The following is a 13,792-nucleotide window of genomic DNA, read 5'->3' on the forward strand; positions in this document are numbered from 1 at the left end:
CCGGACCGGGGATCTAGAGTTGTCGCCGTGTCCCCCCGATCCGCGATCAGCCAGGCCAAGCGCCTCGTCGTCAAGGTCGGGTCCTCGTCCCTGACCGGCACCGACGGTGGGATCGACCTCGCGCGGCTCGTGGCGCTGGTGAACGCGCTCGCGCACAAGCACCTCGACGGCACGCAGATCGTCCTCGTCTCCTCCGGTGCCATCGCCGCGGGTCTCGGCCCGCTGGGCCTCAGCTCACGGCCCCGCGACCTCGCCACCCAGCAGGCGGCGGCCAGCGTCGGGCAGGGCGCGCTGCTCGCGGCATACACGCAGGCCTTCGCACCGCACAAGGTCACCGTCGGCCAGGTGCTGCTCACGGCCGAGGACGTCACGCGGCGCACTCACTACGCCAACGCCCGGCGCACGCTCGAGCGCCTCCTCGACCTCGGCGTGCTGCCCGTCGTCAACGAGAACGACACCGTGGCGACGAGCGAGATCCGATTCGGCGACAACGACCGGCTCGCGGCGCTCGTGGCGCACCTCATCGACGCCGATGCGCTCGTCCTGCTCTCCGACGTGGACGCGCTCTACGACGGGCCCCCCCACCGCCCCGGGAGCACCCGCATCCCGGTCGTGCGCGGACCGGAGGACCTCGCCGACGTCGTCGTCGCGGGCAGCGGCTCCAAGGTCGGCACCGGCGGGATGGTGACGAAGATCGAGGCGGCCCGGATCGCGACCGCGGCCGGCGTCGTGACGACGGTCACCGCGGCGGACCGCGTCATCCAGGTCCTCGCCGGCGAGGACGTCGGCACGGTGTTCCTCCCCATCGGGGTGCGCGGCCGCTCCCGCCGGCTGTGGCTCGAGCACGCCACGACGGCGCTCGGTCGGCTGGTCATCGACGCCGGGGCGGTGACCGCCCTCACCGAGCGGAAGAAGTCGCTGCTGCCCGCCGGGATCACCGCCGTCGAGGGCGCCTTCCACGAGGGTGACCCCGTGGACGTGTGCGCCCCGGATGGAGCCGTCATCGCCCGCGGCCTCGTCAACTACTCGGCCGCCGAGCTGCCGACCCTGCTCGGTCGGTCCACCCGCGACCTCGCCCGCGAGCTCGGCCCCGAGTACGAGCGGGAGGTCATCCACCGCGACGACCTCGTCGTCCTCTGAGGGGGCCTCCCGGGCGCGCGAAAGTGGCCACTCGACGGGGTTGGCAACGTCGAGTGGCCACTCGACGGGTTGAGAGGTCGAGTGGCCACTTCTGCACGGCGGGAAGGGCGCCTGCCGTCAGTGCTGGACTGCTCCCTCGGCGCCGTGCCCGGTCAGCGAGCGCACCTCCATCTCGGCATACTTCGCCGAGTCGAACTCCTTGCTCGTGATCGTCCCGATGTAGCCGAGGAGGAACCCGAGCGGGATCGAGATGATGCCGGGGTTATCCAAGGGGAACACGTGGAAGTCCACGCCCTGCATCATCGACGGGCTCTTGCCGGTCGCCGGGTCGATCGGCTTCCCGGACACGACGGGGCTGAAGATGATCAGCGTGAGCGCGCTGATCAGGCCGCCGTACATGCTCCACAGGGCGCCTCTGGTGTTGAACCGCTTCCAGAAGAGCGAGTAGAGGATCGTCGGCAGGTTCGCGCTCGCGGCCACGGCGAAGGCCAGCGCGACGAGGAAGGCGATGTTCTGCCCCATCGCGAAGATCCCGCCGATGATCGCCACGGCGCCCAGGACGAGCGCGGCGATGCGGGCCACCTTGACCTCCTCCTCGGGGGTGGCCTGCCCGTCCTTGACGACGGTGTTGTAGATGTCGTGCGACAGCGACGCGCTTGCCGTGATCGTCAGCCCGGCCACGACCGCGAGGATCGTCGCGAAGGCGACGCCGGAGATGATGCCGAGCAGCACCTCGCCACCGAGCTCGTAGGCGAGGAGTGGCGCGGCTGCGTTGACCCCGCCGGGAGCGGCCTTGATCGTCTTGGCGCCCACCAGCTCGGCTGCGCCGAAGCCCAGCACGAGCGTGAAGAGGTAGAACAGGCCGATGAGCCAGATGGCCCAGACCACCGAGCGGCGGGCCTCCTTCGAGGTCGGCACCGTGTAGAACCGCATGAGCACGTGCGGCAGGCCGGCCGTGCCGAGCACAAGCGCCATCGACAGGGAGATGAAGTCGACCGGGTTCTTGTACTGCAGGCCGGGCTGGAGCAGGTCACGGGCCGTGCCGTCGGGGTTCTTGGGCGTGGCTGCGACCGCGTCGCCAAGCAGCGTCGAGAGGTTGAGGCCGAACTTGCCGAGCACCCACAGCGTCATGACGCCGGCGCCGATGATGAGCAGGACGGCCTTGATCATCTGGACCCACGTCGTGCCCTTCATCCCGCCGTAGATGACGTAGACGAGCATGAGGATGCCGACGATGACGACGACGACGCGCTGGCCGAAGGTGCTGTCGATGCCGAGGAGGAGCGCGACGAGGCCGCCCGCCCCGGCCATCTGCGCGAGCAGGTAAAAGAACGACACCGCGAGAGTGGAGGTCGCTGCCGCGATGCGCACGGGTCGCTGCCTGAGCCGGAAGGAGAGCACGTCGGCCATGGTGTACTTCCCGACGTTGCGCAGCAGCTCGGCGACGAGCAGCAGCGCGACGAGCCACGCGACGAGGAAGCCGATGGAGTAGAGGAAGCCGTCGTAGCCGTTGAGCGCGATGGCGCCGGCGATGCCGAGGAAGGACGCCGCCGACAGGTAGTCACCGGCGATGGCGATGCCGTTCTGCCGGCCGCTGAACGCGCGGCCACCGGCGTAGTACTCAGCCGCGCTGCGGTTGCCCCTGGAGACCTTGATGACGATGCCGAGGGTGAACAGGACGAAGACGGCGAAGATGGCGATGTTGAGGGTCGGGTTGCCGACCGTCGTCGCGGTCGGCGCGAGCGACGCGATGCCTGTGCTCACAGCGCCCCTCCCATCCGTCGCGCGAGGGCCTCGCTGCGGGAGTCGAACTCGCGGTCGGCCCAGCGGGCGTAGTACATGGTGATCGCGAACGTCGTGACGAACTGCAGGAGCCCGAGCACGAGGCCCCACGTGATGTTGCCCACGACCCGGGTGCCCATGAAGCTCTTGGCGAAGACCGAGAGCAGGACGTAGAGGAAGTACCACGCCAGGAAGAATCCGGTCATCGGGAACACGAACTTGCGGAACCTCGAACGGTGCTCCGCGAAGTCACGACTGTTCTGCAGGGCGACGTAGGGGTCGTCTCTTCGGTCTGGAGCCACGTTGCTCACCAGCCACCTCCATTGGCGTAACCGGACCAGGTGTCCGGCCCGCCCATTGTGGTCGGCCGGACGCCTGAACGGTGGGATGCGTTCAGTCTAGAACTGTGTCGTCGGTCTCATGGCCGCGCAGGTGCCACAGACCGGAGCGGCGCTCCTCCTCGAGCTCCTGCTGGGTCGCGGCGCGGGCGGCATACCGCTCCGTGTGCGCCTCCCGCTTCTCGTCCCGCGTGGGACGCGCGGTCTCCCCGAGGCGCAGGTCGGAGCCGCGCGCGCCGAGCAGCTCCGCGCCGGACTGCAGCGTGGGTTCCCAGTCGAAGACGACGGCGTCGTCGGTGGCCCCGATGACCACGGTGTCGCCCGCGACCGCGCCGGCCTTGTAGAGCTCGTCCTCGACGCCGAGCCGGGCCAGCCGGTCGGCGAGATAGCCGACCGCCTCGTCGTTGCTGAAGTCGGTCTGGCGCACCCACCGGGTCGGGCGCTCCCCGACGACCCGGAAGAAGTCGCCGTCAGGGCCCTGCTCGCGCCGCACCGTGAAGCCCGTGTCGTCGACGCTGCGAGGCCGCAGCACGACCCGCGGCGGTGGCGCGTGCTCGGTCTCCGCCCGGGCCGCCTCGACGTGATGGGCCAGGGCGTAGGCCAGCGGGTCGAGCCCCTGGTGGGCGACCGCGGAGACGATGAACACCTCGAGGCCGCGGGCCTCGAGATCCGGCTTGACGAGCTCGGCGAGCTCGCGGGCCTCGGGCACGTCCGCCTTGTTCAGCACGACGAGGCGGGTGCGCTCGGCGAGCGGCCGGCCGCCGAGCTCGGCGTCGGGCACGTAGAGGCCCAGCTCGTGCTCGATGACGTCGAGGTCGGTCATCGGGTCACGGCCCGGCTCCAGCGTCGCGCAGTCGACGACGTGGACGAGGACCGAGCAGCGCTCCACGTGGCGCAGGAACTCGAGGCCCAGGCCCTTGCCCTCGTGGGCGCCGGGAATGAGACCCGGCACGTCCGCCACGGTGAAGCGGCTCGACCCGGCGGTGACGACGCCGAGGTTGGGCACGAGGGTGGTGAAGGGGTAGTCGGCGATCTTGGGCCGGGCCGCGGACAGGACCGACACGAGGGAGGACTTGCCGGCGCTCGGGAAGCCGATGAGGGCCACGTCCGCGAGGGACTTCAGCTCCAGCACGACGTCGAGCTCCTCGCCGGGCTCGCCCAGGAGGGCGAAGCCAGGCGCCTTGCGCCGGGCGGAGGCGAGGGCCTTGTTGCCGAGGCCGCCTCGTCCGCCCCGCGCGATGACGTGCTCGGCCCCCATGCCGACGAGGTCGGCCAGCACGTGGCCGTCGGAGTCCTTGACCACGGTGCCCTCGGGGACGGGCAGGACGAGGTCGGCCCCGTCGGCCCCGTTGCGCTCGTCCCCGGCGCCGGGCGCGCCGTTCTGGGCCTTGCGGTGCGGGTTGCGGTGGTAGTCGAGCAGTGTCGTCGACTGCGGGTCGACCCGGAGGACGACGGAGCCCCCGCGCCCGCCGTTGCCGCCGTCGGGACCGCCGAGCGGCTTGAACTTCTCCCGCTTGACGGACGCGACGCCGTGCCCGCCGGAGCCCGCGCTCAGGCGGAGCGTGACGCGGTCGACGAAGTTCACAGGCATGGGGTCACTCTCTCAGACGGGGGGAGGGAGGCGGCATACGCGCGGGTATGCCGCCTGGCCGGGGAAACGCGGAAGGGGCGGGCCGACCTGGCCCGCCCCTTCCGGCGATGTGCTGGAGCGTCACTCGGCGGCGACGGTCTCCGCCTGCTCGATGTTGACCGTCTTGCGGCCCCGCTTGGTGCCGAACCGCACCGCCCCGGCGACGAGCGCGAACAACGTGTCGTCCCCGCCGCGGCCCACACCCTCACCCGGGTGGAAGTGGGTGCCACGCTGCCGAACCAGGATCTCCCCGGCATTGACGGTCTGACCACCGAAGCGCTTGACGCCGAGCCGCTGTGCGTTGGAGTCGCGACCGTTGCGGGTCGAGGACGCACCCTTCTTGTGTGCCATGTCAGTGTCCTTCTTCTCGTGTCCGTCGCGCGGTCAGGCGTTGATCGCCGTGATCTTGACCTGGGTCAGCGGCTGACGGTGACCCTGACGCTTCTTGTACCCGGTCTTGTTCTTGTACTTCAGGATGACGATCTTGGGACCCTTGGCCGGCTTGACGACCTCGGCCGTGACGGTGGCGGCGGCGAGCCGGTCGGTGTCGCTCGTCACGGTCGTGCCGTCGACGAGCAGGAGCGGCGTGAGCTCCACGCTGTCCCCCGGCTGACCGGTCACCTTGTCGATGAGCAGGACGTCGCCGACGGAGACCTTTTCCTGGCGACCACCAGCGCGAACAATCGCGTACACGGGAAACTCACTCTCTTGTCAGGGGTGGCGTGCCACTTTCGGCACCGGCCCGTCAACACGGCCCCGGTGGGCGCACCGAGGAGCCAGACTACCGGCTGGGTCCGCGTCGGACCAAACCGGCTCAGGCCTGGCCAGGTGTCTGTATGCCGTCGAGGTCGCCGCCCGGCGCCGACTCTGCGCCGCCCGCACCGCCGGTCGGGCCACTCGCGCCGCCTGCGCCACGCGGCGGCCCCGCAGGGGCGATCACGCGGCCGTGCCGGCGACGGGGCCGCGCTCCCGCGGCGGGGACGACGGTCTGCGGCTGGTCGAGCACGGGCTGGGCGGGCTCCGGCTGGGGCGGCCCGGGCTGGGCCGGCTCCGGGTGGACCGGCTCCGGGTGGACCGGCTCCGGGTGGACCTGCTCCGGGTGGACCGGCTCCGGGTGGACCGGCTCCGGGTGGACCGGCTCCGGCTGGGTCTGCTCCGGCTGGGCCGCCTCGGGCCGAGCCGGCGCGTGCGCCGCCTCCTCGGCGTGGCCTCGCTTGAGGGCGGCGGCGTGGGCGGCCGCCGCGATCTGGGCCGCGGTCGGCCCGCCTGAGGGTCGCGGCTGCTCGGCGGGCGAGGCGCCGTTCCCCGAGCCGTCGCCGGTGCTCGCTGCGAGCTCGCCGCGGCGTCCGCGACGGCCACGTCCCGCCGCCTGCGGCGGCTCCAGGGGCTCGGGCCCCTTGTCCACCGGCTCGCTGGAGATGATGAAGCCGCGGCCGTTGCAGTGCTCGCACGTGTGCGAGAACACCTCGATGAGTCCGGCGCCGACGCGCTTGCGGGTCATCTGCACCAGGCCCAGGGACGTCACCTCGGCGACCTGGTGCTTGGTGCGGTCCCGGCCAAGGCACTCGAGGAGCCGGCGCACGACGAGGTCGCGGTTGGACTCGAGCACCATGTCGATGAAGTCGATGACGATGATGCCGCCGATGTCGCGCAGCCGCAGCTGACGCACGATCTCCTCGGCCGCCTCGATGTTGTTCTTGGTGACCGTCTCCTCGAGGTTGCCGCCGGAGCCGATGAACTTGCCGGTGTTGACGTCGACGACCGTCATGGCCTCGGTCCGGTCGATGACGAGGGAGCCTCCCGAGGGCAGCCAGACCTTGCGGTCCATGGCCTTGGCCAGCTGCTCGTCGACGCGGTGCTGCGTGAACAGGTCCACCGGCCCGGTCCACTTCGTGACCCGGTCGGCGAGGTCAGGTGCGACCGACGTGATGTAGGGGTGGATCTCCTCCCAGGCCTGCTCACCGGAGACCAGCAGCTGCTTGAAGTCCTCGTTGAAGACGTCCCGGATCACGCGGACGGTCAGGTCCGGCTCGCCGTGCAGGAGCAGCGGAGCGGTGCCGGTGCCGCTCGACCCCGAGGGGTTGCCGTTCTTCTTGCGCCCCTTGGACTTGCCGGCCTTGGGCGAGGACGCCGCTTCGGCCCGGGCGGAGATGTCCGCCCAGGTGCGGGTGAGGCGCTCGACGTCGGCGCGCAGCTCCTCCTCGCTCGCCCCCTCCGCGGCCGTGCGCACGATGACGCCCGCATCCTCGGGCACGACCTCGCGCAGGATCTTCTTCAGGCGGGCCCGCTCGGTGTCGGGCAGCTTGCGAGAGATGCCCGTCATCGACGAGTTGGGCACGTAGACCAGGTAGCGGCCGGGCAGCGAGATCTGCGACGTGAGACGCGCGCCCTTGTGGCCGATCGGGTCCTTGGTGACCTGGACGAGCACGGTCTGGCCGGACTCGAGGGCGTTCTCGATGCGCTTGGGCTGGCCCACCTCGAGCCCCGCAGCGTCCCAGTTGACCTCACCGGCATACAGCACGGCGTTGCGGCCCTTGCCGATGTCGACGAAGGCGGCCTCCATCGAGGGCAGGACGTTCTGCACCCGCCCGAGGTAGATGTTGCCGGCCATGGACACGGAGTTCGCCTGGTCGATGTAGTGCTCCACGAGGACGCCGTCCTCGAGCACGCCCATCTGGGTGCGGCCGTCCTTGTTGCGCACGACCATGACGCGGTCCACGCTCTCGCGACGGGCGAGGAACTCCGCCTCGGTGATGACCGTGCGGCGACGGCCCGCCTCGCGGCCCTCGCGGCGACGCTGCTTCTTGGCCTCGAGCCGGGTCGAGCCGCGGACGCCGGTCGGCTCGTCGGGCTGGGCACGGAGCTCGCGCACGCGCCCAGTCGGCACCCCCTCGTCCAGGGCGTCCGCAGAGCCGGTCCGACGGCGCCGGCGACGGCGGCGGGTCGGGCCGCCCTCCTCCTCGACCTGCTCGGAGTCCGGGGCGACCCCTGCGGTCTCCGGCTCCTCGTCGCCGGTCTCGGCCTCCCGGTCGGGTTCCCCGGCATACTCCTCCGCCTCGACCTCGTCACCGCCGGTGGCGGCGCGGGGCCGACGGCCCTTGCCGCCCCGGCGACGACGGGAACGCCGGCCGATGAGCTCGTCCTCGGAGGCCTCGGGGATCCCAGGGACCTCGGCGATCCCAGGGACCTCGGGGGCCTCGGACACGCCCGAGACCTCGGACACCTGCCGCTGCATACCGGCGCCCTCAGTCTCGTCCGCGCGCTCCTCGAACGTGACCGGCTGGGCGGCCGGCGCGGAAGCGGAGCGACGACGCCGGGGCGGCGCGGCGGTGGCAGCCCCCGGGTCCGGCGGCTGGAAGAGGACGCTGAAGGTGGGCATGGTCGGCGTCGACGGCGTCTCGTCCGGCTCAGCGGCCTCGCCGCGATCTCCAGCCTCCTGCGGGGCACGCTCCGGAGCGGCCTCGTGCGGGGCGGCGACGTCGGCGACGTCGGCGACGTCGGCACGGGGCATCCCGAGGGCGGCATCCAGGGCGTCGAGCACGGGCTGGTCCACGAGCGGCTCGTCCGGCAGGAGCGCGGCAGGGGGCTCGGCCGGCGTGGTCACCTTGCGCGTGGCGCGCTTGCGGGCGGCCTTCTTGACGGGAGCCGCCACGGCGGCCTCCGCGCCATCGCCGGTCGTCGGCTCACCCTCGCCCGGTGCTGACGGGGCAGCGTCGGTCGCCGCCTGAGGCACCTCCGCCATCGCGGCTGCGTTCTTCGCCGTCTTGCGCGGTGCCCGTTTGCGCGGCGCCGGCTTCTCGGCCGGGGCCTCTGCCACCGGCTCGGCGCCGGCATCCGGCATCGGCTCCTCTGACGGTGCCGCGGTGAGCTCGTCGGTCGGCGCCTCAGTGAGCTCGTCGGTCGGCGCCTCTGACGGTGCCTCGGTGAGCTCGTCGGTCCGCCCGTCGGTGGGCGCCTCTGGCGGTGCGTCTGTCGGCGCGCCAGTCTGGGCGTCGGTCGGCAGCTCGGTCGGTTCGGGAAGGAACGAGCCGCCGGTGTCGTCGCCCTCGGGGCCGGTGGTGGTGTCGTTGGGTGCCATCTCGGCAGCCTCCTGTCGGGTGCGGTGTGGTCCACACCCGGCCGAGGCCACCGCCACCGCACCAACGCGGTTGCTGTTTTCGTCGAGCCGCGTCTGCGGCGGGACGGAAGTCGTATCGCTACACCTGGCCGGTTCGCGCTCTGCGCGGCACCGGCTCAGGTGCCGTCGACCTTCTCGTCGGCAGCCAGTGGGTCGGCCACCCTCACGGTTGCGGTGTTGAGCGGCCCCTGAGCCATTCGCGTCACCAGCGGTGGACGCGGCGGGCGCAGGTCGGCGATCTCACGCAGCGCGGTCAGAATGTCGTCGGGGCGAACGGCGGGTGTGGTGTGCCGAACGACCAAGCGAAGTATCGCACAGTCCCGCCCTTCGCCGTGAGTCGACACGGCTGCCGCGACGATGGGGGCCCGCACGTCGAAGGTCCGCGGGCCCGACTTCGTCATCCGCGTCACCTGAGCCTGCTCCCGGGTCAGGAGCACGTCGACGGCCGCTCGGAGCACCGGCACCGCCAAGCCGCCGAACTCCAGCCGCCAGTCGCTCGCCTGCAGCCGGTCGGCGAGCGCCCCCGCCCCGGCCTCGACGACCTCAAGGATGTCGAGGCCCTCCGGGAGGGCCGCGTCGAGGGCCACCCGCACCGCCTCCGGGTCGACCCGCCGGGTCACCGAGATCTCGACGTACTCCGCCTCGCTGGCCGTGCCCGTGGCTGCCGCGTTGGCATAGGAGATCTTGGGATGCGGATGGAAGCCGGCCGAGAAGGCCATCGGCACGTCCGCGCGGCGCAGCGCCCGCTCGAGCGCCCGCTGGAAGTCGCGGCTCGAGGAGAAGCGCAGCCGGCCCCGCTTGGCGTAGCGGACGCGCAGCTTCTGGACGGCGGGGTCCGGACTCGGACCCTCGGGGACGCGCTGACGGGCCATGCGGCGAGGGTACGGGACCGCCGCTACGCCGGGGTCCCGTGCTCCCGCGACCGGCGCTCGTCGGCCCGGAGGCGCCGCTCGGCCGCCTCCGCCTCGTCCATCCGCGTGGCCTCGGCCAGCGTGGGTGCCGTGCCACCCAGGCTCGCCGGCAGGAACTTGAGATCGGCTCCGGTGAGTGGCTCATATGCCGCGCGCAGCATGCCGAGCAGGTCCGCCATGACCGCCTTGTAGCGCGAGGTCACCTCCACCGGGTCCTCCTCCGCGGCGACCGTGATCGGCTGCCCCACCGACAGGAGGATCGGCACCCGGGTCCGCCCGAGCCGCCTCGGGTGCCCCTTCGTCCACACCCGCTGCGACCCCCAGATGACCACGGGCAGGATCGGCACGCCGGCCTGCGCCGCCATCCGCGCGGCGCCCGACTTGAAGTCCTTGAGCTCGAAGGACCGCGAGATCGTCGCCTCCGGGAACACGCCGACGATCTCGCCGGCTCTCAGGGCGTCGACGGCGGCGGCATACGACGCGGCGCCGGCGGTGCGGTCGACGGGGATGTGCCTCATCGCCCGCATGAGGGGCCCGCTCACCGGATGGGTGAAGACGCTCTCCTTGGCCAGGAACCGCACCACCCGCTTGGCGCGAAGGACCGCGAGACCGGCATACGTGAAGTCCAGGTAGCCCGTGTGGTTGACGACCATGACGGCGCCGCCGCTGCGTGGGACGTTCTCCTCGCCGGTGATGGTGAACCGCAGCCCCTGCGCGGCGAACAGGCCACGGGCCAGGGCGATGACCGAGTCGTAGACGGGCTCCATGGCGCCTACTCTGCCCTGCGCCCGCCACGGCCTCACACTCCCTGGCCTCCAACCCAGATATCTGCGGGGCTGGATAGCGTCCTGGCGCTACCCAGCCCCCCAGTTGTCTGCGGGGGTGGGTAGCGCCAGGACAGTGCCTGACCCCGCAGACAACTGGGGGGAGAGCGCGAGGGTGGGCGGTCGAAAGCCGGTCGAGCGCACCGCGGCACCCGTGGAAGGATTGCGCGCATGAATGACGCCCCTGCCGCCCACGCGCCACAGATCCCCGACCGCCCCTCGCTCGACGGGCTCGAGGACAAGTGGGCGCAGGTATGGGCCGAGCAGGCGACCTACCGCTTCGACCGGGACGCGCCGAGGGAGCGAGTCTTCTCGATCGACACCCCGCCGCCCACCGCGAGCGGCTCCCTCCACGTCGGGCACGTCTTCTCCTACACGCACACCGACTGCATGGCGCGCTACAAGCGGATGCGGGGGTTCGAGGTCTTCTACCCGATCGGCTGGGACGACAACGGCCTGCCGACCGAGAAGCGGGTGCAGAACTACTACGGCGTGCGCGGCGACGCGACCCTGCCCTACCAGCCCGACCTCGAGCCGCCGTTCCGCGGCACGACCAAGGCCGTGCGGGCCGCCGACGAGAAGCCGATCAGCCGGCAGAACTTCATCGAGCTCTGCGACGAGCTCACGGTCAAGGACGAGGAGGCCTTCGAGTCCCTCTTCCGTCGCCTGGGCTTCTCGCTCGACTGGTCGATCTCCTACCGCACCATCGACGACCGGTCCCGGGCCACCGCCCAGCAGGCCTTCCTGCGCAACCTCGCCCGCGGCGAGGCCTACCAGGCCGAGGCGCCAGGCCTCTGGGACGTCACCTTCCAGACCGCGGTGGCGCAGGCCGAGCTCGAGGCGCGGGACTACCCCGGGGCCTACCACCGGGTGGCCTTCCACCGCACGGACCAGCCCGGCGGCGTCATCCCCATCGAGACGACGCGCCCCGAGCTCATCCCGGCCGTCGTCGCGCTCATCGCCCACCCCGACGACGAGCGCTACCGGCCGCTCTTCGGCACGACCGTCACCTCGCCCCTGTTCGGCGTCGAGGTCCCCGTCCTCGCGCACCCGGCCGCCGAGATGGACAAGGGCGCCGGCATCGCCATGTGCTGCACGTTCGGCGACCTCACCGACGTGATGTGGTGGCGCGAGTTGCGGCTGCCGACGCGCTCGATCCTGGGCCGCACCGGGCGCGTGGCTCAGGAGACGCCGGAGTGGATCGCGGGCGGGCCCGGGGAGCGGCTGTATGCCGTGGAGCTGGCCGGCCGCACCGCCCACAGCGCCCGCGAGGCGGTCGTCGCGGCGCTGCGCGCGTCCGGCGACCTCCAGGGCGAGCCGACGCCGACGCAGCGCAAGGCCAACTTCTACGAGCGGGGCGAGAAGCCGCTCGAGATCGTCACCTCCCGCCAGTGGTACATCCGCAACGGCGGCCGCGATGCCGAACTCAACGCAGCGCTCATCGGACGCGGCCGCGAGATCGAGTTCCACCCCACCTTCATGCGCGCCCGCTACGAGAACTGGGTGTCCGGGCTCAACGGCGACTGGCTCATCTCGCGGCAGCGCTTCTTCGGCGTGCCGATCCCGGTGTGGTACGCGCTCGATGAGCACGGGGAGGTCGACTACGACCGCGTCCTCGTGCCGGCGGAGGGCTCCCTGCCGGTCGACCCCGCGGCCCAGGCCCCGGAGGGTTACGACGAGTCACAGCGGGGCCGGCCGGGCGGCTTCGTCGGCGACCCCGACGTCATGGACACGTGGGCGACCTCGTCGCTGACGCCCCAGATCGCCGGCGACTGGCGGGCCACCGAGCACGACCCTGACGGCCTCTTCCACCGGGTCTTCCCGATGGACATGCGGCCGCAGGCCCACGACATCATCCGGACCTGGCTCTTCTCGACCGTCGTGCGTTCCCACCACGAGCATGGCTGTGTGCCGTGGTCTGACGCGGCGATCAGCGGCTGGATCCTCGACCCAGAGCGCAAGAAGATGAGCAAGTCCAAGGGCAACGTCGTCACCCCCGAGGACGTCGTCAGGGAGAACAGCGCGGATGCCGTGCGCTACTGGGCCGCGTCCGGGCGGCTCGGCACCGACGCGGCCTACGACCCGGGGCGAATGAAGGTCGGCCGCCGCCTCGCGATCAAGGTCCTCAACGCGAGCAAGTTCGCCCTCTCCTTCGGCGAGGTCGACGGCGACGGTGCCGCGGCGGTGACGCATCCGCTCGACCAGAGCATGCTCGCGGCGCTCGCCGACGTCGTGGACAAGGCCACGGCCGGCTTCGAGTCGTGGGACTACACCCGCTCGCTCGAGGTGACCGAGACGTTCTTCTGGACCTTCTGCGACGACTACCTCGAGCTCGTCAAGGACCGCGCCTACGGCGGCCGGGGCGACGCTGCCGCCGCGAGCGCCCGGGCCGCGCTGCGGCTGGCCCTCGACGCGCTGCTGCGCCTGCTCGCGCCCTTCCTGCCCTATGCCACGGAGGAGGTGTGGTCGTGGTTCGCGGTCGGTTCGGTGCACCGCCGGCAGTGGCCCAGCCGGTCCGAGCTGCCCACCGGCGGTGACGCCCGCGTCCTCGGCGCGGTCGGCGAGGCGCTGGCCGGGGTGCGCAAGGTCAAGTCCGAGGCCAAGGTGGGCATGCGGGCCGAGGTGCGGTCCATGACCCTTGCGGGGCCCGAGCCGCTCCTCGCGGCGGTCCGGGCAGCCGAGGACGACCTGCGCGCGAGCGGCCGGATCACCGACCTGGCGTATGCCGTGGGCGAGATCCTCGAGGTGCGCGACGCCGAGCTCGTGCCCGCGGAGAAGAAGCCCGCCTGACCCCCTCCCCCCAGTCGAGTGGCCACTTCGGCACGGACGGCCCGCACCAAACTGGCCACTCGACCGACCGCTGGCGCCCCCACCCAAGTCGAGTGGCCACTTCCGCACGGCTCAGCCCGCACCAAACTGGCCACTCGACTGACCGCCACAGTCGAGTGGCCACATCCGCACGGCTCAGGCCCGGGAGAGGTCCCAGACAGCAGCCCACGGCACGTCGCAGCCCCCCACCCCCAGGCGTCGGGAGACGAAGGCGTCCCGCG

Annotated in this window: 10 protein-coding genes; 2 read left to right on the forward strand and 8 right to left on the reverse strand. The window is 72.0% G+C overall.

What is annotated here, in order from left to right; all coding sequences use genetic code 11:
- The first annotated feature begins 27 nt into the window (after nt 1-27).
- Nucleotides 28-1,140, forward strand: a complete 1,113-nt coding sequence (gene proB, locus VFJ94_RS07130) for a glutamate 5-kinase (RefSeq protein ID WP_325003506.1) — start codon at nt 28-30, stop codon at nt 1,138-1,140.
- Nucleotides 1,141-1,257: 117 nt separating this feature from the next.
- Here the strand turns inward: proB and VFJ94_RS07135 are convergent, their stop codons facing one another.
- The 8 genes from VFJ94_RS07135 to VFJ94_RS07170 form a co-directional block, all read right to left on the reverse strand.
- Nucleotides 1,258-2,904 carry a cation acetate symporter gene (locus VFJ94_RS07135; protein WP_325003507.1) on the reverse strand — a complete coding sequence of 549 codons (1,647 nt, stop codon included), beginning with the start codon at nt 2,902-2,904 and terminating at the stop codon, nt 1,258-1,260.
- Nucleotides 2,901-3,233, reverse strand: a complete 333-nt coding sequence (locus VFJ94_RS07140; protein WP_325003508.1) for a DUF485 domain-containing protein — start codon at nt 3,231-3,233, stop codon at nt 2,901-2,903. Before VFJ94_RS07140 ends, VFJ94_RS07135 begins: the two co-directional genes overlap by 4 nt.
- 82 nt (nt 3,234-3,315) lie before the next feature.
- Nucleotides 3,316-4,851, reverse strand: a complete 1,536-nt coding sequence (obgE, locus tag VFJ94_RS07145; RefSeq protein WP_325003509.1) for a GTPase ObgE — start codon at nt 4,849-4,851, stop codon at nt 3,316-3,318.
- 120 nt (nt 4,852-4,971) lie between these two features.
- On the reverse strand, nt 4,972-5,241 hold the full coding sequence (gene rpmA / locus VFJ94_RS07150; RefSeq protein ID WP_325003510.1) for a 50S ribosomal protein L27: 270 nt from the start codon (nt 5,239-5,241) through the stop codon (nt 4,972-4,974).
- A gap of 33 nt (nt 5,242-5,274) precedes the next feature.
- Nucleotides 5,275-5,583, reverse strand: coding sequence for a 50S ribosomal protein L21 (rplU, locus tag VFJ94_RS07155; protein WP_325003511.1), 309 nt, complete (start codon nt 5,581-5,583; stop codon nt 5,275-5,277).
- 121 nt (nt 5,584-5,704) lie between these two features.
- Entirely contained in the window at nt 5,705-8,968 is a 3,264-nt protein-coding gene (locus VFJ94_RS07160) for an Rne/Rng family ribonuclease (protein WP_325003512.1), read from the reverse strand.
- Nucleotides 8,969-9,123: 155 nt separating this feature from the next.
- A complete protein-coding gene (locus tag VFJ94_RS07165; protein WP_325003513.1) occupies nt 9,124-9,879 on the reverse strand; it encodes a TIGR03936 family radical SAM-associated protein in 756 nt (251 codons plus the stop codon).
- Nucleotides 9,880-9,902: 23 nt separating this feature from the next.
- Nucleotides 9,903-10,685: a lysophospholipid acyltransferase family protein gene (locus tag VFJ94_RS07170; protein ID WP_325003514.1), complete on the reverse strand. Its 783-nt coding sequence runs from the start codon at nt 10,683-10,685 to the stop codon at nt 9,903-9,905.
- A gap of 228 nt (nt 10,686-10,913) precedes the next feature.
- On the opposite strand from VFJ94_RS07170, the gene valS reads away from it, so the two are divergent.
- Nucleotides 10,914-13,532: a valine--tRNA ligase gene (gene valS, locus VFJ94_RS07175; protein WP_325003515.1), complete on the forward strand. Its 2,619-nt coding sequence runs from the start codon at nt 10,914-10,916 to the stop codon at nt 13,530-13,532.
- Nucleotides 13,533-13,792: the final 260 nt, after the last annotated feature.

Source organism: Intrasporangium sp., assembly GCF_035688975.1.
Classification (GTDB): Bacteria; Actinomycetota; Actinomycetes; order Actinomycetales; family Dermatophilaceae; genus CALMNV01.

Bases quoted from the DNA above. Each gene is read 5' to 3' on its own strand.
- obgE (WP_325003509.1), bottom strand. From the start codon at position 4,851: ATGCCTGTGAACTTCGTCGACCGCGTCACGCTCCGCCTGAGCGCGGGC.
- rpmA (WP_325003510.1), bottom strand. From the start codon at position 5,241: ATGGCACACAAGAAGGGTGCGTCCTCGACCCGCAACGGTCGCGACTCC.
- VFJ94_RS07160 (WP_325003512.1), bottom strand. From the start codon at position 8,968: ATGGCACCCAACGACACCACCACCGGCCCCGAGGGCGACGACACCGGC.
- VFJ94_RS07165 (WP_325003513.1), bottom strand. From the start codon at position 9,879: ATGGCCCGTCAGCGCGTCCCCGAGGGTCCGAGTCCGGACCCCGCCGTC.
- VFJ94_RS07170 (WP_325003514.1), bottom strand. From the start codon at position 10,685: ATGGAGCCCGTCTACGACTCGGTCATCGCCCTGGCCCGTGGCCTGTTC.
- valS (WP_325003515.1), top strand. From the start codon at position 10,914: ATGAATGACGCCCCTGCCGCCCACGCGCCACAGATCCCCGACCGCCCC.